Raw genomic sequence first — 22,984 nt, 5'->3', positions numbered from 1 at the left:
TACGACCGGATGCGGCGCTGGACAGCTGACCGCCGGATCGCCACGAAGATCATGAGTGTGTCGCTCGTCGTCACCGCGATCTTCACCGCGTCCGGCGTCGTCGGCCTGCTCAACCTGCGCCGGCTCGTCGCCGAGCAGGACCACGAGTACAAGGTCAACGTCGTCGCCCTGGCGCGGATGACCGCGGTCCGCTCCGCCGTCGGCTCCCAGCAGGAGTCCGTGCTGTCGTACATCCTGTCGGAGCCCGGCTTCTACCGGGACAGCTACGCGGAGACCATCGCCGAGACCGACAAGGCCATCGACACCGACGTGCGGGCGCTGACCGTCATCGGGCTGTCCGCCGCTGAACACGAGAGCCTGCGCTCCTTCGCCGCGACCATCACGATGTGGCGCACCGCCCGCGACGCGGCGCTCGACGCGGCCCGCGACGGCGACCAGCGCAAGGCCGCCTCCGTCGTGCTGGTGCGCTCCGAGGCGATCGCCCGCGCCGTCAAGGACCGGGCCAGCAGCTTCCTCGACCAGCTCGTCGACGCCGTCGACGACGGCGCCCGCAGGACCAGGGCCAACAGCGTGCGCACCGCCCAGCTGATGGGCCTGCTCCTCGCCATCGGCGCGCTCGCCGCCGTGCTGCTGTCGGTGCTCGCCGCCCGCACCATCTCCAGACCGCTGCGGGAGGTCGTCGACGTCCTCGCCAGGGTCGCCCGCGGCGATCTCAGCCGCCGGGTCGAGCTGGACCGCGCCGACGAGGTCGGCCAGATGGGGCGCTCGCTCAACGAGACGCTCGGCGTGCTGCGCGGCGTGTTCGAGGAGGTGCACCACCGGGCCTCCCACGACGGGCTGACCGGCCTGGCCAACCGGGCCCTGCTGCGCGAGCGGCTCGGCGCGGCCCGCGGCAACGCCCGCAGCGGCCTGCCCGTCGCGATGCTGCTCGTCGACCTCGACGGCTTCAAGCAGGTCAACGACGTGCACGGGCACGCCGCCGGGGACCACCTGCTCACCGTCGTCGCCGAGCGGCTGCTCGCCGGGGTCCGCGCCTGCGACACCGTGGCCCGGCTCGGCGGCGACGAGTTCGCGGTCCTGCTCGACGGCATGGACGCCCGCGAGGACGTGGACGCCGTCGCCGGCCGCCTGCTCGCCGCGCTGCAGGCCCCGACCGAGCACAACGGCGCGACGCTCACCCCGCGGGCCAGCGTCGGCGTGTCGCTGTGGGACGGCGAGGTCCCGATCGACGAGCTGATGCACGACGCCGACGTCGCCATGTACGCGGCGAAGACCGGCGGCAAGGGCCGCGTCGCCCACGCCCCGTGCCCGCAGCGGGCCGCCTACCGGAACGCGTCCGCCGGGTCCGCGTAGGCCATCATCAGCACGACCTTGCCGTCCTCGACGGTGAACACGTCCGCGACCGTCGCCGACGCCGGCGTGCCGTCGCGGAGGGTGCCCCACACCCGGTGCACGATCACGATCTGGTCGCCGCGGCGGTGCGCGACCGGCTCGGAGTGCAGCTCGCCCCAGCCGTCGTAGGAGTCGCGCAGGTACGCCGCGACCGCCGCCGGCCCGCGGTGGTGCCCGCCGCCGGGGAACTCGTCCGGCTCGACCCAGTCCACGTCCGGCGCCAGGTCCCGCACCGCGCCGTCGATGTCGCCCCGCGCGAACGCGGCGTAGGCGCGCAGCACCAGCGCCACATCGCTGTCCGGTTCCTCCTCGGCGGGTGACCCACCGCCCGCACCGCGCTCCGGTGCCGGCGGGTCCTGTCCGGCCTCCTTCGCCGTGTACGACCCGCCACCCTCGCCGCGCTCCTCCACAGTGGATGACCCGCCGCCCGCGCCGCGCTCCTCCACCGTGGACGACTCCACCGTGGACGACTCCACCATGTCCGAACCGCCGCCCGCGCCGAGCTCCTCCGCCGTGTACGACCCGCCGCCCGCGGTGTGCGCCGGGGCCGGCAGGTCCGGCACCCGGGAGAACAGCCTGCCGCGCCCGTGCAGGCCGGCCCGCGCGGTCACCGGCAGCGCCACCAGGAGCACCCCCTCCGGGACGGCGAGCCGGCCGGTGCCCCACCGCACCCAGACCGCGACCCGCCCGGCGGCGGCCTCGGCGGCGAGCTTGTCGACGGTGCGCTGCCGGTCGCCGTGGTCGACCTCGACCACCACGGGCGGGCCGCCGGGCCGGGCGCAGGCGACATCCAGGACGGAGCGCTGCCGCTCGTACGGTGGCGGCAACGGCAACACGCTCGCGGCGCGGCGATACGTCCGCCAGCCCTGCCCCTCGGCCCACGCCACGACCGCCTCGACGAGCAGGCCGGTGACCTCGTCGGCGCCCCGGTCGGCGAACGTGACGGCCTCAAGTGCCCCGGTGAGGGACGCCGCTATGTCCATGATGAAACGCTACAAGGACGACGCCGCAGGGCGGTCAAAGGTTGAAAGCGCAGCAGATGGGATTTGTCATGTTGAATCGGTCATGGCGTGTGGTTAGCGTCCGGACCATGACGAACAAGCTCACCCGCCGCGCCGCCATGGCACTCGGCGCCGGGGCCGCGGCCGTCCCGCTCGTCGGCTCACCCGCTTCGGCGGAGGCGGCGACCATGGCGACAGGGTCTCCCTCCGAGCGCATCCGCCGCGTGTACGAGCGGCAGAAGGCCAAGGCCGGCGGCACCTGGCACGCCCACATCGCGCTGGTCGACGCGGCGGGGGTGCCGCAGCCGGTCGTCCAGGACGACGCCGACCACGTCACCAAGGGTTACAGCGTGCAGAAGCTCGCCGTCGCCACCGCCGTCATGGACAAGATCGACCGGGGGGAGCTGCGGCTGGACCAGAAGCTCGACCTGCAGGCCGACATCATCCTCGGCGGCACCGGCATCTACTTCCTGCACACGGTGTGGGGCGACGACATCACGGTCGCCAACTTCCTCACCGCGATGCTGCTCGTCTCCGACAACACCGCGGTGCGCATGTGCGGCCGGGTCGTGCCGGCCCTGGAGATCAACGAGATCCTCGCCGCGAAGGGCTTCACCCACACCAGGGTCGAGCCGGTCGCGAACCCGAACCGGTTCTTCCTCGGCGACACCACACCCCGCGAGATCCACGACCTGCTGTGGCGCCTGGCGACGAAGACGCTGCTGAAGCCCGCCTCCTGCGACTTCCTGCTCGGCATCCTGCGCTGGATCAACGGCTACCACGACGGGATCCGGCGCAACATGTCCTCGGCGGAGCGCAGCCGGGTCGCGTCCAAGTACGGCCAGGACTTCAACACCCTCGGCGCGTCCCGGCACGAGGCCGGGATCATGTTCGGCGCCGACGGCGCGCCCGCCCTCGTCTACGGGTTGTTCGCCGAGGGCCTCGGCGACCTCGACAACTACGGCGCGACGCACCCCGCCGTCGAGGCGCACGCGGTGCTCGGCCGGGCCATGTTCGACGTGGTCGAGCGGGTCACGGTGCCGGCGATCGCGGCGAAGCAGCCGCTGCAGCCCTTCACGGCGGTGGACGGCGGCTGACCCGCTCCAGCACGGCCTCCAGCAGCGGCCCGGGTGCCTCGTCGGGGATCCAGTGGCTGACGCCACGCAGGGTCACGAAACGGAAGTCTCCGGTCACGAAGCCCGCGCACCGGCGGGCGGCGTGGCCGGAGATCGCCACGTCGCGGTCGCTCCAGACGAACGTCGTCGGCACCGTGACCGGGCCCAGTCCCTTGAGGTCGTGGCCGGAGATCGCCCGGTACCAGTTGAGCGCTCCCGTCAGGTTGTCCGGCTCCGTGGTGGGGTGACCGCCGGCGATCCTGCGCAGCAGCGCGCCGCCGCGGGCCGACAGCAGCCGCTCCGGCAGCCACGGCGTGCGGAAGAACAGCATGTACGCCGACTTGAGCGTCTGCGCGACGTCGCGCTTGACCGAGGTCGCGTACGCCACGGGGTGCGGCACGGACACGGCGGTCAGCGTCCGGACCCGGTCCGGGTGCCGGGCCGCGACCTGCCACGCGACCACCGCGCCCCAGTCGTGCCCGACGACGTGCGCGTCGGGCAGCCCGAGCGCGTCGAGCACGGCGACGACGTCGGCGACGCACTCGGCCATCCGGTAGGCCCGCTTGCCGTCCGGCCGGGCGCCCGGGGAGTAGCCGCGCTGGTCGAGGGCGAAGGTGCGCAGGCCGGCGTCGTGCAGCCCGCCGGTGATGCCGTCCCACTCGCGGCTGTCCTGTGGAAACCCGTGCAGCAGCAGGACCGGCGGGCCGTCCGCGGGACCCTTTGCGTCCACCTCGAAGGTCAACCCGCGAACGTCGATGCGCATCGGGTGACGGTACATTGAGGCGCATGGTCGATCGGTACCGGTCGCAGTCCGCCTTCAGTGACCCGGGTCCGTACGCCGCGCTGCTCAACCATCTGCCGACGGACATTCCCGGCCTGGTCAGCGTCGTGCGCAACGTCGTCGTGCACTACTTCGCGCAGGGGCTGTCGTTCAGAGGCGAACGACTTGCCGAGGTCGACTCGCGGTGGGTGTCGCGGATGCTCGCCGCGGACCGGTCCCGGCACACCCGCCCGCTCGGCGCGCCCCGCGAGCCGAAGACCCGCGTCGTCGGCTGCGCCCGCGACTTCACCCTGCTCACCGTCGCCGCGCTGCGCCACCGCGGAGTAGCCGCCCGCAGCCGGATCGGTTTCGCCGGCTACTTCGGCGACGCGTTCCACTACGACCACGTGGTCGCCGAGTACTGGAACGGCGAACGCTGGGTCCGCGTCGACGCCCAGCTCGACCCCGCCACGACCGACGTCGACACGTTCGACGTGCGGGAGTTCATCACCGCGGCCGAGGCGTGGGCCGCGCACCGCCGCGAGGAGATCGACGCCGACAACTTCGGCGCGGATCCGGTCGGCCCGTACCGCGGCCACCGCTTCCTGCTCGACCAGGTCCGCCACGAGCTCGCCCACCGCCAGCGCGACGAGCTGCTGCTGTGGGACGAGTGGGGCGAGGTCGACGAGGACCTCGCCGACTGGGTCGCCGAGCGGCTGGTCGCCGCCGACGCGGGCGCCGTGGAGGCGGAGCGGGAACTCGCCGACCGGTACGCCGCCGACCCCGCCCTGCACCCGGGCGGCCGCGTCCACTGCGTCTCGCCGAGCGGCCTGGACGCCTGGGTCGACCTCTGACGTCCCGCGGGCCGGCCTCCCGCGGGCGGTGTCAGAAGATGCGTCGGAAGAGGCGTCAGAAGAGGCCGAGGCGGCCGATCGGGTCGACCAGCTCGCGCTCCTCGTAGGCGAGGTGCGACAGCAGCGTGTCGCCGAGCAGGTCGACGGCCTTGCGGACGTCGGCGATGCCGTCGGGCCGCGACACCATGGCGACGAGGGCGGCGTCGACCCGTTCGAGCACGTCGGCGATCACGTGGTGCTCGGCCTCCAGCCGGTCGACGACCGGGACGAGGCGCGGGTCGGCGGCGCGCAGGCGCGGGAAGAGGTTCACGTCCTCGATGGTGTGGTGGGTGGTGACGACCCGGCAGTAGCTCTCGCAGTACGTGCCGAGGGTCCAGGCGTTCTGCCGCATCGTCATCGTGTTGATCATCGACCGGGCCCGGCCGACGTCCATGCCGCCCGCGGCGACCTGCTCGACCAGGTCCCGCAGCTGCTCCAGCTCCTGGCGGAGGTGGTCGTGCACGTCGACCAGGTGCTGCCCGGACGCCCGCTGCGCGGCGGTGAGCGGCGTCCCGGGCACGGGCCCGGCCGGCCGCTGCGACTCGTCCCACAACGCGACCGCCCCCGGCACGTCGCCTGCCGCCACGGACACCACCTCCGGCGCGGCGGCCGGTGCGGGCGCTTCGGTGGCGCCGCGGGCCGCGGCGACGAGGCGGCGGGTCTCCGGCACCACGTCCTCGGCGAACGTCCGGAGCACACCGTCCCCGCCCGCCTGCACCATCAGGACGAAGGTGCTCATCCCCTCCCCCAGCGCCAGGTCGGCCAGCTGTGACGCCCACGTCCTCGGGTGCCCGGCGAGGGGCGCCTGACCGGGGGCCACGTTGTACAGGCGGCGGATGTCGCCCGGGGAGCGGCCGGCGGCGGTGGCGGCGTCGTCGATGCGCCGGTTCGCCTCGGCCAGCTGCGGCGGCGGCACGTACGGGGCGCTCGGCAGCCACCCGTCGGCGAGCCGGCCGACGAGGCGCAGCATGCGTGGCTTGACGCCGCCGATCCAGATGCCGATCGGGTGGGCGGCCGGCGGGCCGGGGTGGGCACCGCGCAGCCGGTAGTGGGTGCCGTCGACGCGGGCGCTGCGCTCAGTGCTCCACAGCGCCCGGATGACGCCGACGGCCTCTTCGAGGGCTTCGAGCGACGCGCCGGGGGTCAGCACCTCACCGCCCATGCCGGCGATCGCGTCCCAGAAGGCGCCGGCGCCGAGGCCGAGCTCGACCCGGCCGCCGGTGAGGACGTCGAGGCTGGCGGCGGACCGGGCGAGGACGGCCGGCGGGCGCAGCGGCAGGTTGGCGACGTTGGGGAAGACGGTGAGCGTGCTGGTCTGCGCCGCGACGACGGACAGCAGCGTCCACGCGTCCAGGAACCGCGCCTGGTACGGATGGTCCTGCACACTGGTCAGGTCGAGGCCGAGCTCCTCCGTCAGCCGGGCGAGCCGGAGCGTCTCCGTGGCGGTCTCCGCCTCGGCCGGCAGGAACGTCCCGAAGCGCAGCTCGTGCCCATAGTCGGTCATGCAGATATTCTGCCACACAGACGATTAGGCGGTCGCTTCGTGTGACCGGACGCACCCGACCGGCCCCGGTCTCACCCTTTTACAGGCAGATCGCAGAGCGTCGCCAACCGGCTCCGGCGGCGCCTCGCAAGCGATCCACCGTCATGCCCCCCACCCGGACCGGCGCCGGCGGCACGAACCGGGAACGGCGGTAGACCGCCGGCGCACGGGAGTCATCGACAGGCGTGAGCCCCGAGACAGGGCAAGGCCCGGCCATCCGCATGACCGGACCTTGCCTGCTACGGAGTCGGACCCCGAAACGGCGCCTGCTACGGGCAGGCGGCGTCGTTGCCGGCGACGTTGACCGCGGTCCAGGCGGCCTTGACCGCCTTGTACTCGGTGGAGCAGTTGCCGTACAGGTCGGCGGCCGCGCGCAGCGAGTAGGCGCGGGCCGTGTTGCCCGGGTTGGCGGTGTTGACGTAGGAGGTGTTGGACGTGAAGTACAGGTTCACGGCGCGGAACCAGATCAGCTCGGCCTTCGACCGGCCGATGCCGGTGACGGCGGGGGCGGAGCCGCAGACCGGGGAGGTGCCGTAGGCGGTGCTGCCGGTGCCGTTGGCGAGGTTGAAGAAGAAGTGGTTCGCCGGGCCCGACGAGTAGTGCACGTCGACGTTCTTGGTGCTGGTGGACCAGCAGCTGTGCGACGAGCCGTCCAGCGACGGGTTGTACATGTACCGCAGCGGCGTCCCGTTGCCCCGGATGTTGATCTTCTCGCCGATCTGGTAGTCGCCCGGGTCGCTGGCGGTGTTGGCGTAGAACTCGACCATCGAGCCGAAGATGTCGCTGGTGGCCTCGTTGAGACCGCCGGACTCGCCGGAGTAGGTGAGGCCGCCGGAGACGATGTTGGCGGTGACGCCGTGGCTCATCTCGTGGCCGGCGACGTCGAGGGAGACCAGCGGCCGCGCGTTGCCGGAGCCGTCGCCGTAGGTCATCTGCGAGCCGTTCCAGAACGCGTTGACATACGCGTTGCCGTAGTGCACCCGCGACGGCACGCCGGCGCCGTTACCGAAGATGCCGTTGCGGCCGTGCACGTTCTTGAAGTAGTCGAACGTCTTCGCGGCGCCGAAGTAGGCGTCCGCGCCGGCGGACTGCCGGTTGCTGTTGGCGTTGGTGCCCCACGTGTTGTCGGCGTCGGTGAAGACGGTGCACGTGCCGGAGGTGGTGTTGTTCATGTCGCAGGCGGTGTTGTTGCCGTGCGAGGGGTCGCTCATCCGGTACGTGCTGCCGCTCAGCGTGGTGTCGATGCTGACGTTGCCGGAGTAGATGGTCCTGCCGGTCCCGGCGACGGTCTCGATCTCGTCCCACGTGCCGAGGACCTCGTTGCTGGTCGCGTCGGTGACGACGTGCAGCACGGACGGGGTCTGCCCGTCCGGCGCCCAGCCCTCCACGACGCTCTCCCACGCGAGTCGCCCGGTGCCGCTGGAGGCGTCGACCATGAGCTGCGGCGCGCGGGTGGCGGTCACGCTGCCGGCGAACGCGGTCTTGGCGGTGCGCTGCGCGGCGACCGCCGCGACGGACGGGGTGACGGAGAGCCGCAGCGGCGCGTCGAGGCTGTTGGAGGTGCCCGCGTAGGCGCCCTTGGCGTCGGTGTGCACGACGACGTCGCCGCCGTAGACGCGCAGCCCGTGATACGTGCGGGTGTAGCGCACGTGGGCGGCGCCGCCGGCATCCACCTCGGTGCGGTAGACCTTGAACGCGTCACCGGACGCGACCTTCGCGTCTGCACCGTGCAGCCGCAGCGCCCGGTCGACGGTGGCCGAGCCGGCCGAGCCGCCGGACACCTCGACGGCCGGTCCGCCGGAGCCGACGGGTCCCGCGAACGCGGCTGTGGCCGTCGCGGGCACGACAAGCACGGCGCCGATCAGCGCCGCGAAGCTTCTTCTCACTGGCCCTCCCTGAGTGGGTCCATCCGTGACGGGTGACGTCACGCATCGACGTATATCAGGGTATGAATGTCTCGTGAACCCCTAGTCACAAGGTCATGTGGAACGAACGACCCACGATCTCGCGTAAGACGGCGTCGTCGACGGCATCGACACGCTTGATATAGAGGCAGCCCTTGCCGGTCGTGTGCGGCCCGAGCCGGTCCAGCAGGTCCTGATACGCGTCCACCCCGCCGGTCAGATACAGCACCGTCTGCGCCTTGCGCGGCGAGAAGCTCACCGCCGCGATGTCGCCCTCCCGCCCCGACTCGTAGCGGTAGTGCCGTGACCCGAAGCCGACGATCGCCTTGCCCCACAGGACCGCCGGCTCGCCGGTGACCTCGGCCATCAGCGCGACGAGCCCTCGCGCCTCCCCGCGCCGCCGCTCGTCGGCCACACCCTCGAGGAACTCGCCGACATCACCGTCGCCCGCCACCGTCTGGTTCGCGTCTGCCATGCGCACACGCTACGACCCGGGTACGACATTTTCGCCGGCGTTGAGCCGCGCGGCGCGCATCGTCAGGTACCGCCGCTCCGGGAGGCTCGCCGTGGCCGACGCCGCCGCCCGGTAGTGCCCGGCCGCCGCCGCGGCGTCGCCGGCCAGCTCGTGCAGGTGGCCGCGGACCGCGTCGAGCCGGTGGCTGCCCGGCAGGCGCCCGTCCAGGGCCGCCAGCAGCCGCAGCCCCTCCGCCGGGCCGTCCACCATCGCGGCCGCGACCGCCCGGTTCAGCGCGACGACCGGGTTCGCGGTCATGCGCTCCAGCAGCCCGTACAGGGCGAGGATCTGCGGCCAGTCGGTGTCCTGCGTGCTCGCCGCCCGGTCGTGCAGGGCGGCGATCGCGGCCTGCAGCTGAAACGGTCCGACCGCGCCCGCGCTGAACGCCGCGTCGAGCACGGCGGTGCCCTCCACGATCAGCGGCCGCAGCCACCGCCGCCGGTCCTGCTCGGCGAGCGGCACCAGGTCACCGGCGGCGTCGACGCGGGCGGGCCGCCGGGCGTCGGTGAGCAGCATCAGCGCCAGCAGCCCCGCGACCTCACCGTCGTCGGGCAGCAGCGCGCGCAGCATCCGGGCGAGCCGGATCGCCTCGGCGGACAGGTCGACGCGGACGAGGTCGCCGCCCCCGCCGGCGTACCCCTCGTTGAAGATCAGATAGAGCACGTGCAGCACCGACCGGAGCCGGGACGCCCACTCCGGCCGCTCCGGCATCCGGAACGGCGCGTCGAGGGAGGCGACCTTCTGCTTCGCGCGGCTGATCCGCTGGCCCATGGTCGCCTCCGGCACCAGGAACGCCCGGGCGATCTCACCCGTGGTCAGCCCGCCGACGGCCCGCAGCGTCAGCGCGATCGCCGACGCCTCGGTGAGCGCCGGATGGCAGCACAGGAACAGCACGGTCAGGGTGTCGTCCCGCTCGTACACCACCGGCGGCGGCTCGACGGCGAGCGCCTCCCGCCGCCGTCTGGCCTGGTCGGCGCGCAGCTGGTCGAGCAGCTTCCGCGAACCGGTCCGGATCAGCCAGCCCCGGGGGTTGTCGGGGATCTCCTCCCAGTGCGTGGCGGCGGCGAGCAGCGCCTCCTGGGTGGCGTCCTCCGCGGCGCAGAAGTCGCCGAACCGGCGGGCGAGCGCGCCGAGGACCTGCGGCGCCAGCTCGCGCAGCAGGTCCTCGACGGAGTCCTTCACCGGCTCAGACCTCGGACGTCAGCAGCTCGAAGTCGGCCGCGTCCATCACCCTGCGGACCGTGATCGGCTGCCGCTGCGGCACCCCGCCCGGCCCCGGCACGCAGGAGATCTTCGCGGCGATCTCGATCGCCCGGGCCTCCGAGTCGACGTCGACCAGCTGATACCCGGCGAGCAGCTCCTTCGACTCGGCGAACGGCCCGTCGGTGACGACCGGCGCGGCGACCCCGTCGGACGTGACCACCTTCGCGTGCTCCGGCCCGGTCAGCGCCTGCTGGTCGACGAGCTCACCGCTGTCGAGCAGCTCCTGCCGCAGCGCCCCGTAGTAGTCCATGTGCGCCGCGATGTCCTGCGGCGTCCACTCGTCCATCGGCGTGTCCACGTCGCCGCCGTTGTAGTCCACGATCAGCAGGTACTTCGCCATCCCGGGCTCCTCACGTCGCGCCGCGCCGTCCGGCGGCGGTCACCATGGGAACGGAGCCACCCCGGCGGTTTCGACATGCGCGGCGCAACGATCTTCGCACTCGCACAGTGGATGACGCCCCTCGAGACCGAAGCCGGATTCGAACCGGCGTACACCGCTTTGCAGGCGGCCCCCTGACCTGACTCGGGCATACGGTCGTGATCTGCGTGCCCTCGGCTGGACTCGAACCAGCGACCTTCAGGTTCGGAACCTGGCGCTCTGCTCCACTGAGCTACGAAGGCGTGTGTACTGCGTGCGGGTGGAGGGATTCGAACCCCCTGAGCACGGTGGCACCTGGGTTACAGCCAAGCCCGACTCTCCAACGTCGGCGCACCCGCATGATCTGGTCTTGCTCCGGCGCCCGGACTCGAACCGGGACCTGAACGGTTAACAGCCGTTTGCCCTGCCGATTGGGCGACGCCGGACCGGACTGACGTAGCGCGGACGGGCCTCGAACCCGCACAGTGTCCCGGGTGAAAGCCGGGCGACTCTCCCAATTCGTCCACCGCGCCGTGCCGTGCCTCGTACATGAGATGCGGGGGTGGGATTCGAACCCACGATGCTCCGGCTTATGAGACCGGCGAGGACGACCGAGCTCCTCCACCCCGCAGTGCGCCGCCAGGGACTCGAACCCCGAACTTGCTGGTTAAGAGCCAGCCGCTCTACCCATTGAGCTAGCGGCGCGCTGTACTGCGTGTCCTCGGCTGGATTCGAACCAGCGACCCCCAGGTCCGCAACCTGGCGCTCTACTCCCCTGAGCTACGAAGACCTGACTTTCCAAGTGCCCTCGGCGCGATTCGAACGCGCACCTACGACGACCTCAACGCCGTGCCTCTACCTTTGGACCACGAGGGCGTGGCGCCCCGGACAACCCCGGGGCGTGCGCTGCAGGCGGAGGATTCGAACCCCCAATGTCCGGTTCAGAGCCGGATGTGTTGCCGGGTTACACCAGCCTGCAAGGGGCCGGCGGGGTGATGGCCCGCCGGCCGGGGAACAACGGAGCGGCAACCGGGACTTGAACCCGGGACCTTCGCCATGGCAAGGCGACGCTCTGACCACTGAGCTACAACCGCACGTGCTGGTGCCCCGGGAGGCGAGCGTCCCCCTCGCGTTCCCATCCCCGGGCACCCAGAACAGCTCACGGGCACCGACCCCGTTTCTCCGCTGTGGAAGAGCGGCGTGTCCGCCGAGTTCACCAGAGCTGCGTCGCCCGTCCGGGGGTTGAACCCGGTCTTCCGGATTGAGAGTCCAGTGGTCTACCTTCCTCAGCCTCACGGGCGCTATTTCGCACATTCATATAGACGTGCGTCATCCACTGTCGAGTTGTCAAAGAACGGCATTCATCGGCCGGCGAGCGGGCAAAAGAAAAACCGCCCGGTCCCGGGTGCGGGAAGGGCGGCGGGGTGCTGTGCCAGCGGGATGCTAGCCGCTCCACCTGCCCTGGTGCTGCTGAAGTCGCTCACAGAGATAACCGCGGAGATTGCCTCCGAACACGGCTTCCCCGCAACCGCGCGGCAGCTGCCGTCGCGTCGCGTCACTGGGGAGCCGCTTCATGGCCCATCTCCTGTCTCTTCGTGTTTCATCCGGTGTTGATGAATACGATAGGGCGCGCCGCCGACGGCGACAACCCTATTTATCGGCGGTCTTTCAAATGGTCGCGTTCCAGGTGCGGATCGACGGCACGTCGTGCTCGTGGCCGAGGGTCGAAACGGTCGCGGTGTCGAGGCTGAGGCGCGCGCCGAACGCGACGGACTCGCCGATCCACCGCGACGCCAGGGCGCGCGAGGCGTGGCCGTGGCTGACGACGGCGACGTCACCGACGACGAGCATCGGGCGGACCCGCGCCAGGAACCGGTCGATCCGGATCGTGACCTGCTCCGGGGTCTCGCCGCCGGGGCAGCCGCCGGTCCACAGGTCCCAGTCCGGCCGCTCGGCCCGGATCTCGGCGGTGGTCAGCCCCTCGTACGTGCCGTAGTCCCACTCGGCGACGTCGGCGTCGACCTCGGTGACCGTGAGGCCGGCGAGCTCCGCCGTGCGCAGCGCGCGGCGGCGGGGGCTGCTGACGACGGCGACGAAGCCCGCCGTCATGAACGCCCGGCTGAGTGCCCGGCCCTGCCGCTCACCCGCCGGGGTGAGGTCGAGATCGGTCCTCGAGGTGTGGCGCCCGGCGGCGCTCCACTCGGTCTGTCCGTGCCGCACCACGACGATGTCGCCCATCCGCCTCATTCTGCCTCGCTTCGCTACAGTGCGTCTCGTGGACGAGGTTCTGGTGCTCTGGGATGTTGACCATACACTCGTCGACGTCGATGGACTCGGTCGTGAGGCCTACGATCTGGCGTTTTTTCGCCGGTACGGGCGTCCGGTGACCGCGCAGCCGCCGATGGCGGGACGCACCGACCGGGCGATCGCGCACGACGTGCTGCGGCTCAACGGCGCGCCGACGTCCGAGGAGCACCTGGAGGGGCTGCGGGTCGCGGCGGAGACGGCGTTCGACGAGCTGGCGCATCTCCTGCCGGTGCGGGGCCGGGCGCTGCCGGGCGCCCTGGCCGCCGTCATGTCGGCGAGCGGGGTGCAGTCGGTGCTGACCGGCAACCTGCGGCGGATCGCGGAGGTGAAGCTCGGCCCGTTCGGCCTGGTGGAGCACCTGGATCTGGACGCGGGCGCGTACGGCTGGAGCCACACCGTCAGGGCCAACCTCGTCGGCATCGCCAGGGCGGCGGCGCGGGACCGGTACGAGTGCTCCTTCGACGGCCTGCGGACGGTCCTCGTCGGCGACACGCCCCTGGACGTCGAGGCGGCCCTCGCCACGGGCGCGGGCGTGGTGGCGGTGGCGACGGGCCGCTACACGGTCGAGGAACTGACGGCGGCGGGCGCGCACGTGGTCCTGCCCGACCTGTCCGACACCGGCGGGGTCGGGGACGCGATCAGCCGGGCCCGCACCGGCCGCTAGATCTTCGGCGACCGGTTCTCGTACGGCGTGGACAGCACGACCGTCGTGCGGGTGATGACGTTGGCGGCGGTGCGGATCTCCTGCAGCAGGCGCTCCAGCGCGAGCGGGCTCTCGACCCGGACGAGCAGCATGTAGAAGTCCTCGCCGGCGACGGAGTAGCACGACTCGATCTCCGGCAGCTTCGCCAGCCGGTCGGGGGCGTCGTCGGGCTGCGACGGGTCGATGGGGCGGATCGCGACGAACGCCGTCAGCGGCAGCCCGATCGCGTCGTGGTCGAGCCGTGCCGTGTAGCCCTTGATGACGCCGCGCTGCTCCAGGCGGCGCACCCGCTGGTGCACCGCCGACACCGACAGCCCCACCTTCTCGGCGAGGTCGGTGTAGGACAGGCGGCCGTCGACGGCCAGGGCCGCCACGATCGCGCGATCGGTCTCTTCCACGGCACGAACCCTAACTGGTGCCCGCCCCGGCGCGCAGGCACGATTCTCAGAGCGACCGGGCGATGACGAGGCGTTGGATCTGGTTGGTCCCCTCGAATATCTGCAGCACCTTGGCCTCCCGCATGTACCGCTCGACGGGGTGGTCCTGCACGTAGCCGGCCCCGCCGAGCACCTGGACGGCGTCGGTGGTGACGCGCATCGCAGTGTCCGTGCAGAACAGCTTCGCCATCGCGGCCTCCGCGCTGTGCGGGCGGCCGGCGTCGCGCAGTCTCGCCGCCGACAGGTACAGCGCCCGCGCCGCGGAGATCTGGGTGGCCATGTCGGCGAGCATGAACCCGACGCCCTGGAACTCCATGATCGGGCGGCCGAACTGCGCGCGGTCCTTGGCGTAGGTGACCGCGTAGTCGAGGGCGGCCTGGGCGAGGCCGACGGCGCAGGCGGCGATGCCGAGCCGGCCGCCGTCCAGGGCGCTCAGCGCGATCTTGAACCCGCCGCCGGCCTCGCCGAGGAGCCGGTCGGCGGGCACGTGCGCGCCGTCGAGCACGATCTGCGCGACCGTGGAGGAGCGCAGGCCCATGGTCCGCTCGGGTGCCTGCGGCAGCAGCCCGGGGGTGCCGGCGTCGAGCAGCAGGCAGGAGATGCCCTCGGGGGTGCGGCAGAAGACGTCGTAGAAGTCGGCCTTGCCGCCGTGGGTGATCCAGGCCTTCGTGCCGTTGATCGTGTACCCGTCGCCGTCGGGCTCGGCCCTGGTGGTGAGCGACGCCGCGTCGGATCCGCTCTGCGGCTCCGACAGGCAGTAGGCGCCGAGCAGCTCACCGCCGAGCATGTCGGGCAGGTGCCGTTTGCGCTGCGTCTCGGTGCCGTACGCGGCGGTCGGGTAGCAGGCGAGGCTGTGCACGGAGACGCCCTCGGCGACCGCCAGCCAGCGGGCCGCGATCTCCTCGAGGACCTGCAGGTACACCTCGTAGGGCTGGCCGCCGCCACCGTGCTCGGCGTCGAACGGCAGCCCGAGCAGCCCGGCCCGGCCGAGCAGGCGGAACAGCTCGCGGGGGAACTGGCCGCGGGCCTCGAAGTCGTCGACGCGCGGCGCCAGCTCCCCGTCGGCGATCTCCCGCACGAGGCCGATCAGATCCTCGGCCTCCTCGGTCGGCAGGAAACGCTCCACCCGGACGGTCACAGCGTCACCTCCGCTTCGCTCCGGCGCCGCCGCGACCCGACCTGCGCTGCTGGTTCGCGGCCCGAGCCGCTCCGCTGGCCGCTCACAGGATCACCAGCTCGGTCGGGATCGTGTTGAGCCGGTCGACGCCGCTGCTCGTACACACGACGATGTCCTCGATGCGGGCGCCGTGGTGGCCGGAGAGGTAGATCCCGGGCTCGATCGAGAACGCCATGCCCTCTTCGAGCGGGGTGTCGTTGCCGGCCACGATGTAGGGCTCCTCGTGCCCGTCCAGGCCGATGCCGTGGCCGGTGCGGTGCAGAAACGCCGCACCGTAGCCGGCGGCGGCGATGATGTCGCGGGCGACGGCGTCCACGGACTCGGCGGTGACCCCGGGCCGCACGGCGGCGACCGCGGCGCGCTGCGCCTCGAACAGCACCTGGTAGTACTCGGCGAACTCGGCGGGCGGCTCGCCGATGCAGTACGTGCGGGTCGAGTCGGAGCAGTAGCCGTCGGGCATGCGGCCGCCGATGTCGACGACGACGGGCTCACCCGCGGCGATCACCCGGTCGGAGGTGCCGTGGTGCGGGCTGGCGCCGTTGGGTCCGGCGGCGACGATCGTGAACTCGACGGTCGCGTGCCCGGCGGCGCGGATCGCGGCGGCGATGTCGGCGGCGACCTCGTTCTCGGTGCGGCCGGCCCGCAGCCACTGCCCCATCTGGGTGTGGACGGCGTCGATCGCCTGCCCGGCCCGGCGCAGCGCCTCGACCTCGCCGGGCGACTTGCGCACCCGCAGGGCGGCCAGGACGGCGCCGGCAAGGCGCTGCTCGGCCGACGGCAGCGCGGCGCGCAGGGCGAGGACCTGCTCGGCCCACATCCGGTTGCCGAGCCCCACCGCGTCGGCCTTGCCGATGGCGGCGCTCACCAGTTCGTATGGGTCCGAACCGTCCACGTGGTCGACGATCCGTACACCGTGAGGGTCGGCTGCCTCGGCGGCCGGGCGCTCCAGGCGGGGCACGATCAGGGTCGGCTCGCCGTCGGCGGGCAGCACGAGCAGGGTGAGCCGCTCCAGCGCGTGCGCGTCGTAACCTGTGAGATACTGCAGGTCAGCGCTTGGTGGGATGAGGAGCGCGTCGAGGCCGGCCGCGGTGGCGGCGGCCTGCGCGGCACGGAGTCGCTGTTCCTTCTGAGACACGTGTGCAAGCTTAACGTTCGTTTGGTTTTCGGGCGACCACCCGGAGTCGACACCTACGGATAGGTGTCGGCCGGGGACCCATGGCGTAGTCTGCAATCGGAGCCTGAGTAAGTCTGAGATCGCACTGTTTCCCGATCGAGACGAGCAGCGCATCGCATGAGCGCACGCAACGCCGCCATCGCTGGCGACCGGCGTAACGAGCCGTTCGTCCATGATGCGTTGCTGTACCGCGATGCCGCCACGTACCTCGACGGCACGATGAACTTCATCTACGAGGGCGTCTCCCTCGGCGAGCCGGTCGCCGTCGCCGCACCGCCGGCCAACATCCAGCTGATCCGTGAGCGGCTCGGCGCGTTCGCCGAGGTCGTCGCGTTCACCGACATGCGGGAGGCGGGCCGCAACCCGGGCCGGATCATCCCGTGGGTGCTGTCGAAGTTCATGGACGAGCACCCGGGCAAGCGGGTCCGCGTGATCGGCGAGCCGGTCTGGCCCGGCCGCTCCGAGGACGAGTACCCGGCCTGCGTCCAGCACGAGGCGATGATCAACGTGGCGTTCCAGGGCCGCGAGGCGTCGATCCTCTGCCCCTACGACACCAGCCGCCTCGACCCGCACATGGTCAAGGACGCCTACGCGACGCACCCGACGATGATCGAGGACGGCGGCAGGTCCGCCAGCGACGCGTACGACCCCTACGGCATCACCGAGGTCTACAACGTGCCGCTGTCGGAGCCCCCGTTCGGCGCCACGACGCTGCGCTTCGAGGTCGGCGGGCTGGTCAAGGTCCGCCGCGCCGTCGCCGAGGTCGGCCTGGACGCGGAGCTGCCGCCGGACCGCATCGGCGACCTGCAGAGCGCGGTCAACGAGCTCGCCACCAACAGCATCATGCACGCCGGCGGCTCCGGCACCCTGCGCACCTGGCGCGACGAGGAGCGGGTGGTCTGCGAGGTCCGCGACTTCGGCCACCTCACCGACGTGATGGCCGGCCGGCTGCGCCCCACCGGCGGCCGCGGCGGGCGCGGCCTCGTCATGGTCCACTTCCTGGTCGACCTGGTCCAGCGACACACCAGCCAGACCGGCACCACCACCCGGGTGCACGTGCTTCGCTAGGCTGGCCCCGTGGCCCGACCTCTGCTGCTCGTCGACTCCGCCAGCCTCTACTTCCGCGCGTTCTTCGGCGTGCCCGAGAAGGCGGCCGTCGCCCCCGACGGCACCCCGGTCAACGCCGTCCGCGGCTTCCTGGACATGCTCTCGACCCTGGTCCGCGGCCGGCAGCCGGACCGGCTCGTCTGCGCCCTCGACGAGAGTTGGCGGCCGGCGTGGCGGGTGGCGCTGCTGCCGTCCTACAAGGCGCACCGGCTCACCCCCGCCGGCGGCGAGGAGGTCCCCGACGCCCTGTCGGTGCAGGTGCCGATCATCCTGGAGTTCCTGGCGGCGCTCGGCATCACCGCCGTCGGCGCCCACGACTACGAGGCCGACGACGTCATCGGCACCCTCGCCACCCGCGAGCCCGGCCCGATCGAGGTGGCCACCGGCGACCGCGACCTCTTCCAGCTCATCGACGACACCCGCGAGGTGACCGTCCTGTACTGCGGCCGCGGCGTCGCGAAGCTCGAGGTCCTCGACAACGCCGCCCTGCACGCCAAGTACGGGGTGCCCGCCGCCGGCTACGCCGACTTCGCCGCCCTGCGCGGCGACCCGTCCGACGGCCTGCCGGGCGTCGCGGGCGTCGGCGAGAAGACGGCCGCGCGCCTCGTCGACCGGTACGGTGACCTCGACGGCATCCTCGCCGCGCTCGACGACCCGGCGTCCGGCTTCGCCCCGGGGCTGCGCACGAAGATCGTCGCCGGCCGCGAGTACCTCACCGCCGCCCGGGACGTGGTGGCGGTCGCCCGCACCATCCCGCTCGGCGACGTCGAGACCAAGCTGCCGTCCGCCCCCGCCGACCCGGACGCGCTGCTCGCCCTCGCCGAGCGCTGGGGCCTCGCCGGCGCCACCAAGCGCATCGTCGACGCCCTGGCGAGCTAACTGCCGCTCAGGACTCCGCGACGCGGACCGGGTCCACCTTCCAGATCTGCTCGCAGTACTCCCGGACGGTCCGGTCGGAGGAGAAGAAGCCGCACCGGGCCGTGTTGAGGATCGACATCCGCGTCCAGCGGTCCGGATCCGTCCACGCCTCCGCGACCGTGTCCTGACAGTCCACATAGGACCGGTAGTCGGCGAGCGCCATGTACTCGTCGCGCCCCAGCATCGCGTCGACGACCGGCGCGAACACGTCGCGGTCGCCCTTGGCGAACGTGCCGGAGGCGATCGTGTCGACGGCGAGCCGCAGCTCGAAGTCCGCCTCGTAGAACGACCGCGGCGAGTACCCGGACCGGCGCAGCGCCGTCGCCGCCGGGGTGTCCATGCCGAACAGGAAGAAGTTGTCCGCGCCGACCCGGTCCCGGATCTCGATGTTCGCGCCGTCGAGGGTGCCGATGGTGAGCGCGCCGTTCAGGGCGAGCTTCATGTTGCCGGTGCCGGACGCCTCCTTGCCGGCCAGGGAGATCTGCTCGGACAGGTCGGCGGCCGGGATGATGAACTGCGCCTTCGTCACGTTGTAGTCCGCCGGGAACACCACCCGCAGGTGCCGGCTGACGACCGGGTCGGTGTTCACCACCTCGGCGACCGCGTTGACCAGCTCGATGAGCAGCTTCATCGCGTGGTACCCCGGCGCCGCCTTCCCGCCGAAGAGCACCGTGCGCGGCACGTACGTCGCCTGCGGGTCGGCCCGGATCCGGTTCATCATCGTGATCACGTGCAGGAGCTTCAGCTGCTGCCGCTTGTACTCGTGGAACCGCTTGATCATCACGTCGCACAGCGCGTCGGGGTCGATGAGGACGCCCGTGGACCGCTCGACCGCGGCGGCGAGCCCGGCCTTGTTGTGCCGCTTCACGTCCCGCCACGCGGCGCGGAACGCGGGGTCGTCGGCATGCGGGCCGAGCCCGTGCAGCCGCTCCAGGTCCGTCAGCCACCCCTCGTCGCCGAGCATCTCGGTGATCAGCTCCGACAACGCCGGGTTGGCCATGCGCAGGAACCGCCGCGGCGTGACCCCGTTCGTCACGTTGTGGAACCGCTCCGGCCACAGCTGCGCGAAGTCGTGCAGCGTCGTGCCGGCCAGCAGCTTCGTGTGCAGCTCGGCGACCCCGTTGACGGCGGTGCTGCCGACGACCGCGAGGTGCGCCATCCGCACCCGCCGCTCGTCGCCCTCCTGGATGATGGACATGCGGCGCACGACGTCCTCGTCCCCCGGGTACGCCTGCCGCACCTCCTCCAGGAAGAAGTGGTTGATCGCGTAGACGATCTCCATGTGCCGCGGCAGGAGTCGCTCCAGCAGCGGGACCGGCCACGTCTCGAGCGCCTCCGGCAGCAGCGTGTGGCACGTGTAGTTGAACGTCCGGCGGGTGATCCCCCACGCCTCGTCCCAGCTGAGCCCGTGCTCGTCGACCAGCAGCCGCATCAGCTCGGTCACCGCCATCACCGGATGCGTGTCGTTGAGCTGGATCACGACCTTGTCGGCGAACCCCTCCCATCCGCTGTTGCGCAGCCGGTACCGCCGGATGATGTCCCTCAGCGAGCACGCCACCAGGAAGTACTGCTGCTTGAGCCGCAGCTCCCGCCCGGGCTCCGTGCTGTCGTCGGGGTACAGCACCTTGCTGATGTTCTCGGCCCGCACGATGTCGTCGACGGCCTCCACGTACTGCCCGGACCCGAACCTCGCCAGGTCGAACGACTCGCGGCTGGCCCTGGCCTGCCACAGCCGGATGATGTTGACGGTCTGCGTCCCGTACCCGGGCACGAGCATGTGGCTCGGCTCGCCCCTGACCGTCTCCCCCGGCGTCCACTTCCGCCGCAGGTTGGCCGGGTCCTTCGGGTCGGCCACGGTCGAGCCGTAGAACCCGACCAGCTGCCGGTCGTCGGGCGCGGAGAACTCCCACGGGTTGCCGTAGAACGTCCAGTCGTCGGGCCGCTCGACCTGCTTGCCGTCGCGGAACGTCTGCTTGAAGATGCCGAACTCGTACCGGATCCCGTACCCCACCGCCGGGATGTCCAGCGTCGCCATGGAGTCCATCAGGCACGCCGCCAGCCGCCCCAGCCCGCCGTTGCCGAGTCCGGGCTCGACGTCGTACACCTCGAGCGCGTCCGGCGACACCCCGAGGTCCTCGGCGATCGGCCTGACCCACCGCTCCGTGTCCGTGTACAGCAGGTTCTGCCTGAGCTGCCGCCCCAGCAGGTACTCCGCCGACAGGTAGTACACGAACCGCGGATTGGCCGCGTAGTGCGCCGCCGCCGTCCTCGCATACCTGTCCACCAGCCTGTCCCGCACGGTCACGGCCAGCGTGTGGTACCCATCAGGCCCGCTCGCCGACTCGATCGTGGTCCCACGCTGGTAGTACAGGTTGGAGATCAGGTCCCGCTCGAACTCCTCGAGCGAGTCGCCAACAGTGCGCCTGGGTCGGGGCCGCGCCTCGGTCACCCGCCAAGTATCCGCCAGCCGCTCATCCCCGACCCACCGTCTCCCCAACTTTTCTCCCCGTCCCCTCCCACCCCTCACCCGGAACCCTTCAAGCCACCCCAGGCACACACGTCACCCTCGCCAGCGCTGAACCACGCGTCGGACGAACATCTCCGCAGCCACGCCGCGAACGGTCGCTACAAGAGCCACCCGCCACCCTGATCGAAGGACAACCCTGGCCACGCTGACAGCCACCACGCGACTTCGATCACACCAACCACAACTCCGACCACCCCACAGCGAAACCGCGACGGCAGAGGCCAAATCCACGGCCAGCCGCGTTGCACGGACCGCAACCACGCCACCTGGCGTCCGATCCCCAGCCGGACGGGAAGAACCCCACCCCCCGTGCTGGCCTGACCTGTGACCCAGATGGATCGGCGAGCCCCCACGCGGACAGCAACCACCACACCGCACACACGGACCTCACCGTGATCGAAGGACAGCCCTGGCCGCCCAGACGACCACCACACGACTTCGATCACGGCGACCACGGCCACGACCGCCCGCAGGCGACCAAGACCGCCCCCTCGAGTTCGGCGTTCAGAGTGGGGCAGCACTGGCTGTGAACCACAGCGGTGAGCGCGGCGCCGGCGGCCGGTGTGATGTGGGTGGGTTGTGAGAGCCAACGCCGGTTTAGAAGCACCGAATGACGCCCTCGACGGCGCTGGACCATGCGAGGACGGCGGCCGGAGAACGCCACCGCAACCATGACAGCCGACCGCCACCATGATCGAAGGACAGCCCTGGCCGCCCAGACGACCACCACACGACTTCGATCACCAAACAGGCGACAGCGGCCGGGAACCATCACCGCGACCACGGACCGGGCGGCGGTCGCGCCACCTCGCTGGAAGGACGGAAACGACGCTGCCGCTCGGGCGGGGTGAGGAACGGCCCGTCGAGCGGCAGCGGAAAGAAGCGTGGAAGGGAGCGGAGCGGTCAGCGGCCGCGTTGGCGGCGGGCGTCGGCGATGCCGTTGGCGGCGCGGGCGGAGAAGGCCTGGCCGGTGCCGGGGTTCGTCGGGCCTGCGGCGGAGCCGCCGCCGAAGACGGGGCCGGCCGTGGCGGTGCGGAGGGCGTCGCCGGCGGCGATCTTGTCGCGGACGGCGGCGGCCTCGGCCTGCTCGCGCTCCGAGGGGACGGCCATGACGGCGCTGGCGAGGGCGATGACCACGACCAGGACGAAGAGGACGATCGGGGCGAGGAACCAGTTGACGTCGACGCCGGGGACCGTGGTCAGGTTGTCGGTGGTGAGGTTGACGTGCATGGCCGCCATGCCGGTGTAGTGCATGCCGCAGACGGCGACGCCCATGACGGCCGCCGCGGCGATCGTCGCGGGGATGCCGCGGACCACGATCGTGAACCAGAGGGCGACGGTGGCGGCGACGACCGCGATCGCGTAGGACGCCAGGTACAGGTTGCTCTTGTAGTCGAACGAGCCGTTGATCCGCATCGCGGCCATGCCGGTGTAGTGCATGAAGGCGACGGACACGCCGGTGATCGGGCCGCCGATGAGCACCTTCCAGATGGAGGGCTTGCCGAGGCCGACGATGAAGAGCCCGAGGCCGACGGTGATGACGGCGATGAAGAAGCTCGCGACGGTGATCGGCACGTCGTAGCGCAGCGGGGAGCCGCTGACGCTGAAGCCGATCATCGCCATGAAGTGCATGACCCAGATGCCGGTGCCGCCGATGGCCCAGGCCGCGAGCACCAGCAGCCACGCCCGGCGGCGGGTGTCGGTGGCCGCCCGGGCTCTGGCGGTGCTCACCAGGCCGAGGAGGGAACCAAGGAACGACATCGCGTACGCGAAGATCGGGGTGATCAGCCCGTACGTGAAATGATGCAGCTCTCCCACGATGCTTCCTTCCGCGCCGGGACTGGCCCCCCGGCGAAAAGCATCATTGCGGATCCGAACGATTTTTTCTAAT

19 protein-coding genes and 12 tRNA genes are annotated in these 22,984 nt (G+C 71.7%); 6 read left to right on the top strand and 25 right to left on the bottom strand.

Features of this window, described 5'->3' with window-relative positions; translation table 11 throughout:
* The first annotated feature begins 9 nt into the window (after positions 1-9).
* Positions 10-1,353, top strand: coding sequence for a diguanylate cyclase (locus AB0J72_RS26605; RefSeq protein ID WP_363403320.1), 1,344 nt, complete (start codon positions 10-12; stop codon positions 1,351-1,353).
* Here AB0J72_RS26605 and AB0J72_RS26600 read toward each other — a convergent pair.
* Positions 1,323-2,375, bottom strand: coding sequence for a nuclear transport factor 2 family protein (locus AB0J72_RS26600; protein WP_363403119.1), 1,053 nt, complete (start codon positions 2,373-2,375; stop codon positions 1,323-1,325). The two genes, AB0J72_RS26605 and AB0J72_RS26600, sit on opposite strands and share 31 nt — an antisense overlap.
* A gap of 107 nt (positions 2,376-2,482) precedes the next feature.
* Here AB0J72_RS26600 and AB0J72_RS26595 point away from each other — a divergent pair, with 107 nt between their 5' ends.
* On the top strand, positions 2,483-3,490 hold the full coding sequence (locus tag AB0J72_RS26595) for a serine hydrolase (RefSeq protein ID WP_363403117.1): 1,008 nt from the start codon (positions 2,483-2,485) through the stop codon (positions 3,488-3,490).
* Here AB0J72_RS26595 and AB0J72_RS26590 read toward each other — a convergent pair.
* Positions 3,468-4,271, bottom strand: coding sequence for an alpha/beta fold hydrolase (locus AB0J72_RS26590; protein ID WP_363403115.1), 804 nt, complete (start codon positions 4,269-4,271; stop codon positions 3,468-3,470). The two genes, AB0J72_RS26595 and AB0J72_RS26590, sit on opposite strands and share 23 nt — an antisense overlap.
* 23 nt (positions 4,272-4,294) lie before the next feature.
* Here AB0J72_RS26590 and AB0J72_RS26585 point away from each other — a divergent pair, with 23 nt between their 5' ends.
* On the top strand, positions 4,295-5,122 hold the full coding sequence (locus AB0J72_RS26585; protein ID WP_363403113.1) for a transglutaminase domain-containing protein: 828 nt from the start codon (positions 4,295-4,297) through the stop codon (positions 5,120-5,122).
* Between the two features lie 55 nt (positions 5,123-5,177).
* Here AB0J72_RS26585 and AB0J72_RS26580 read toward each other — a convergent pair whose 3' ends face one another.
* The 18 genes from AB0J72_RS26580 to AB0J72_RS26495 all read right to left on the bottom strand — a co-directional run bounded on the left by AB0J72_RS26580 (position 5,178) and on the right by AB0J72_RS26495 (position 12,981).
* A complete protein-coding gene (locus AB0J72_RS26580) occupies positions 5,178-6,665 on the bottom strand; it encodes an LLM class flavin-dependent oxidoreductase (RefSeq protein ID WP_363403111.1) in 1,488 nt (495 codons plus the stop codon).
* 308 nt (positions 6,666-6,973) lie between these two features.
* The gene (locus AB0J72_RS26575; protein WP_363403109.1) at positions 6,974-8,590 is read right to left on the bottom strand and encodes a M4 family metallopeptidase; all 1,617 of its coding nucleotides are present in this window, start codon (positions 8,588-8,590) and stop codon (positions 6,974-6,976) included.
* An 85-nt stretch (positions 8,591-8,675) separates the two neighbouring features.
* Positions 8,676-9,083 (bottom strand): DUF1801 domain-containing protein, encoded by a 408-nt coding sequence (locus tag AB0J72_RS26570; protein WP_363403107.1) that lies wholly within the window; start codon positions 9,081-9,083, stop codon positions 8,676-8,678.
* 9 nt (positions 9,084-9,092) lie between these two features.
* Positions 9,093-10,304: a DUF6596 domain-containing protein gene (locus AB0J72_RS26565; RefSeq protein ID WP_363403105.1), complete on the bottom strand. Its 1,212-nt coding sequence runs from the start codon at positions 10,302-10,304 to the stop codon at positions 9,093-9,095.
* A gap of 4 nt (positions 10,305-10,308) precedes the next feature.
* Positions 10,309-10,725: a YciI family protein gene (locus tag AB0J72_RS26560; RefSeq protein WP_344502206.1), complete on the bottom strand. Its 417-nt coding sequence runs from the start codon at positions 10,723-10,725 to the stop codon at positions 10,309-10,311.
* Positions 10,726-10,849: 124 nt separating this feature from the next.
* Positions 10,850-10,922: transfer RNA gene (locus tag AB0J72_RS26555), tRNA-Cys, on the bottom strand.
* 10 nt (positions 10,923-10,932) lie between these two features.
* Positions 10,933-11,006: transfer RNA gene (locus AB0J72_RS26550), tRNA-Arg, on the bottom strand.
* A 12-nt stretch (positions 11,007-11,018) separates the two neighbouring features.
* Positions 11,019-11,102: transfer RNA gene (locus tag AB0J72_RS26545), tRNA-Tyr, on the bottom strand.
* Positions 11,103-11,116: 14 nt separating this feature from the next.
* A tRNA-Asn gene (locus tag AB0J72_RS26540) sits at positions 11,117-11,189 on the bottom strand.
* An 11-nt stretch (positions 11,190-11,200) separates the two neighbouring features.
* Positions 11,201-11,276, bottom strand: a tRNA-Glu gene (locus tag AB0J72_RS26535).
* 21 nt (positions 11,277-11,297) lie between these two features.
* Positions 11,298-11,374 (bottom strand) — tRNA-Met (locus AB0J72_RS26530).
* Position 11,375: 1 nt separating this feature from the next.
* Positions 11,376-11,448, bottom strand: a tRNA-Lys gene (locus AB0J72_RS26525).
* Between the two features lie 11 nt (positions 11,449-11,459).
* Positions 11,460-11,533, bottom strand: a tRNA-Arg gene (locus tag AB0J72_RS26520).
* A 13-nt stretch (positions 11,534-11,546) separates the two neighbouring features.
* Positions 11,547-11,619: transfer RNA gene (locus tag AB0J72_RS26515), tRNA-Leu, on the bottom strand.
* Positions 11,620-11,649: 30 nt separating this feature from the next.
* Positions 11,650-11,722: transfer RNA gene (locus AB0J72_RS26510), tRNA-Gln, on the bottom strand.
* Between the two features lie 42 nt (positions 11,723-11,764).
* Positions 11,765-11,837: transfer RNA gene (locus AB0J72_RS26505), tRNA-Gly, on the bottom strand.
* 133 nt (positions 11,838-11,970) lie between these two features.
* Positions 11,971-12,044, bottom strand: a tRNA-Glu gene (locus tag AB0J72_RS26500).
* Between the two features lie 367 nt (positions 12,045-12,411).
* Positions 12,412-12,981 carry a histidine phosphatase family protein gene (locus tag AB0J72_RS26495; RefSeq protein WP_363403102.1) on the bottom strand — a complete coding sequence of 190 codons (570 nt, stop codon included), beginning with the start codon at positions 12,979-12,981 and terminating at the stop codon, positions 12,412-12,414.
* On the opposite strand from AB0J72_RS26495, the gene AB0J72_RS26490 reads away from it, so the two are divergent.
* Entirely contained in the window at positions 12,971-13,714 is a 744-nt protein-coding gene (locus tag AB0J72_RS26490) for a haloacid dehalogenase-like hydrolase (protein ID WP_363403100.1), read from the top strand. The genes AB0J72_RS26495 and AB0J72_RS26490 overlap by 11 nt on opposite strands.
* Here the strand turns inward: AB0J72_RS26490 and AB0J72_RS26485 are convergent.
* The 3 genes from AB0J72_RS26485 to AB0J72_RS26475 form a co-directional block, all read right to left on the bottom strand.
* Positions 13,711-14,151, bottom strand: coding sequence for an Lrp/AsnC family transcriptional regulator (locus AB0J72_RS26485; protein WP_363403098.1), 441 nt, complete (start codon positions 14,149-14,151; stop codon positions 13,711-13,713). The two genes, AB0J72_RS26490 and AB0J72_RS26485, sit on opposite strands and share 4 nt — an antisense overlap.
* A gap of 46 nt (positions 14,152-14,197) precedes the next feature.
* The gene (locus AB0J72_RS26480; protein WP_363403096.1) at positions 14,198-15,328 is read right to left on the bottom strand and encodes an acyl-CoA dehydrogenase family protein; all 1,131 of its coding nucleotides are present in this window, start codon (positions 15,326-15,328) and stop codon (positions 14,198-14,200) included.
* Between the two features lie 82 nt (positions 15,329-15,410).
* Positions 15,411-16,502: a Xaa-Pro peptidase family protein gene (locus tag AB0J72_RS26475; RefSeq protein WP_363403094.1), complete on the bottom strand. Its 1,092-nt coding sequence runs from the start codon at positions 16,500-16,502 to the stop codon at positions 15,411-15,413.
* Between the two features lie 156 nt (positions 16,503-16,658).
* Between AB0J72_RS26475 and AB0J72_RS26470 the strand changes: the two genes are divergently transcribed.
* Both AB0J72_RS26470 and AB0J72_RS26465 read left to right on the top strand, forming a co-directional pair.
* Positions 16,659-17,609, top strand: a complete 951-nt coding sequence (locus tag AB0J72_RS26470) for a sensor histidine kinase (RefSeq protein WP_363403092.1) — start codon at positions 16,659-16,661, stop codon at positions 17,607-17,609.
* Between the two features lie 9 nt (positions 17,610-17,618).
* Positions 17,619-18,527 carry a 5'-3' exonuclease gene (locus tag AB0J72_RS26465; protein WP_363403090.1) on the top strand — a complete coding sequence of 303 codons (909 nt, stop codon included), beginning with the start codon at positions 17,619-17,621 and terminating at the stop codon, positions 18,525-18,527.
* Positions 18,528-18,534: 7 nt separating this feature from the next.
* On the opposite strand, the gene AB0J72_RS26460 is transcribed toward AB0J72_RS26465, so the two are convergent.
* Both AB0J72_RS26460 and AB0J72_RS26455 read right to left on the bottom strand, forming a co-directional pair.
* A complete protein-coding gene (locus AB0J72_RS26460) occupies positions 18,535-21,015 on the bottom strand; it encodes a glycogen/starch/alpha-glucan phosphorylase (RefSeq protein WP_363403088.1) in 2,481 nt (826 codons plus the stop codon).
* 981 nt (positions 21,016-21,996) lie between these two features.
* Positions 21,997-22,911 (bottom strand): MHYT domain-containing protein, encoded by a 915-nt coding sequence (locus tag AB0J72_RS26455; RefSeq protein ID WP_363403086.1) that lies wholly within the window; start codon positions 22,909-22,911, stop codon positions 21,997-21,999.
* Between the last annotated feature and the right edge of the window lie 73 nt (positions 22,912-22,984).

The organism is Dactylosporangium sp. NPDC049742, assembly GCF_040674675.1.
Classification (GTDB): domain Bacteria; phylum Actinomycetota; class Actinomycetes; order Mycobacteriales; family Micromonosporaceae; genus Dactylosporangium; species Dactylosporangium maewongense.
Note: the sequence above shows the minus strand (reverse complement) of the source record. Positions and strands in the feature narration are given on the sequence as shown.

Excerpts from the sequence above, each read along its gene's own strand:
- AB0J72_RS26605 (WP_363403320.1), top strand. The coding sequence starts at position 10 with ATGCGGCGCTGGACAGCTGACCGCCGGATCGCCACGAAGATCATGAGT.
- AB0J72_RS26600 (WP_363403119.1), bottom strand. The coding sequence starts at position 2,375 with ATGGACATAGCGGCGTCCCTCACCGGGGCACTTGAGGCCGTCACGTTC.
- AB0J72_RS26595 (WP_363403117.1), top strand. The coding sequence starts at position 2,483 with ATGACGAACAAGCTCACCCGCCGCGCCGCCATGGCACTCGGCGCCGGG.
- AB0J72_RS26590 (WP_363403115.1), bottom strand. The coding sequence starts at position 4,271 with ATGCGCATCGACGTTCGCGGGTTGACCTTCGAGGTGGACGCAAAGGGT.
- AB0J72_RS26585 (WP_363403113.1), top strand. The coding sequence starts at position 4,295 with ATGGTCGATCGGTACCGGTCGCAGTCCGCCTTCAGTGACCCGGGTCCG.
- AB0J72_RS26580 (WP_363403111.1), bottom strand. The coding sequence starts at position 6,665 with ATGACCGACTATGGGCACGAGCTGCGCTTCGGGACGTTCCTGCCGGCC.
- AB0J72_RS26570 (WP_363403107.1), bottom strand. The coding sequence starts at position 9,083 with ATGGCAGACGCGAACCAGACGGTGGCGGGCGACGGTGATGTCGGCGAG.
- AB0J72_RS26560 (WP_344502206.1), bottom strand. The coding sequence starts at position 10,725 with ATGGCGAAGTACCTGCTGATCGTGGACTACAACGGCGGCGACGTGGAC.
- AB0J72_RS26490 (WP_363403100.1), top strand. The coding sequence starts at position 12,971 with ATGTCGCCCATCCGCCTCATTCTGCCTCGCTTCGCTACAGTGCGTCTC.
- AB0J72_RS26495 (WP_363403102.1), bottom strand. The coding sequence starts at position 12,981 with ATGGGCGACATCGTCGTGGTGCGGCACGGACAGACCGAGTGGAGCGCC.
- AB0J72_RS26470 (WP_363403092.1), top strand. The coding sequence starts at position 16,659 with ATGAGCGCACGCAACGCCGCCATCGCTGGCGACCGGCGTAACGAGCCG.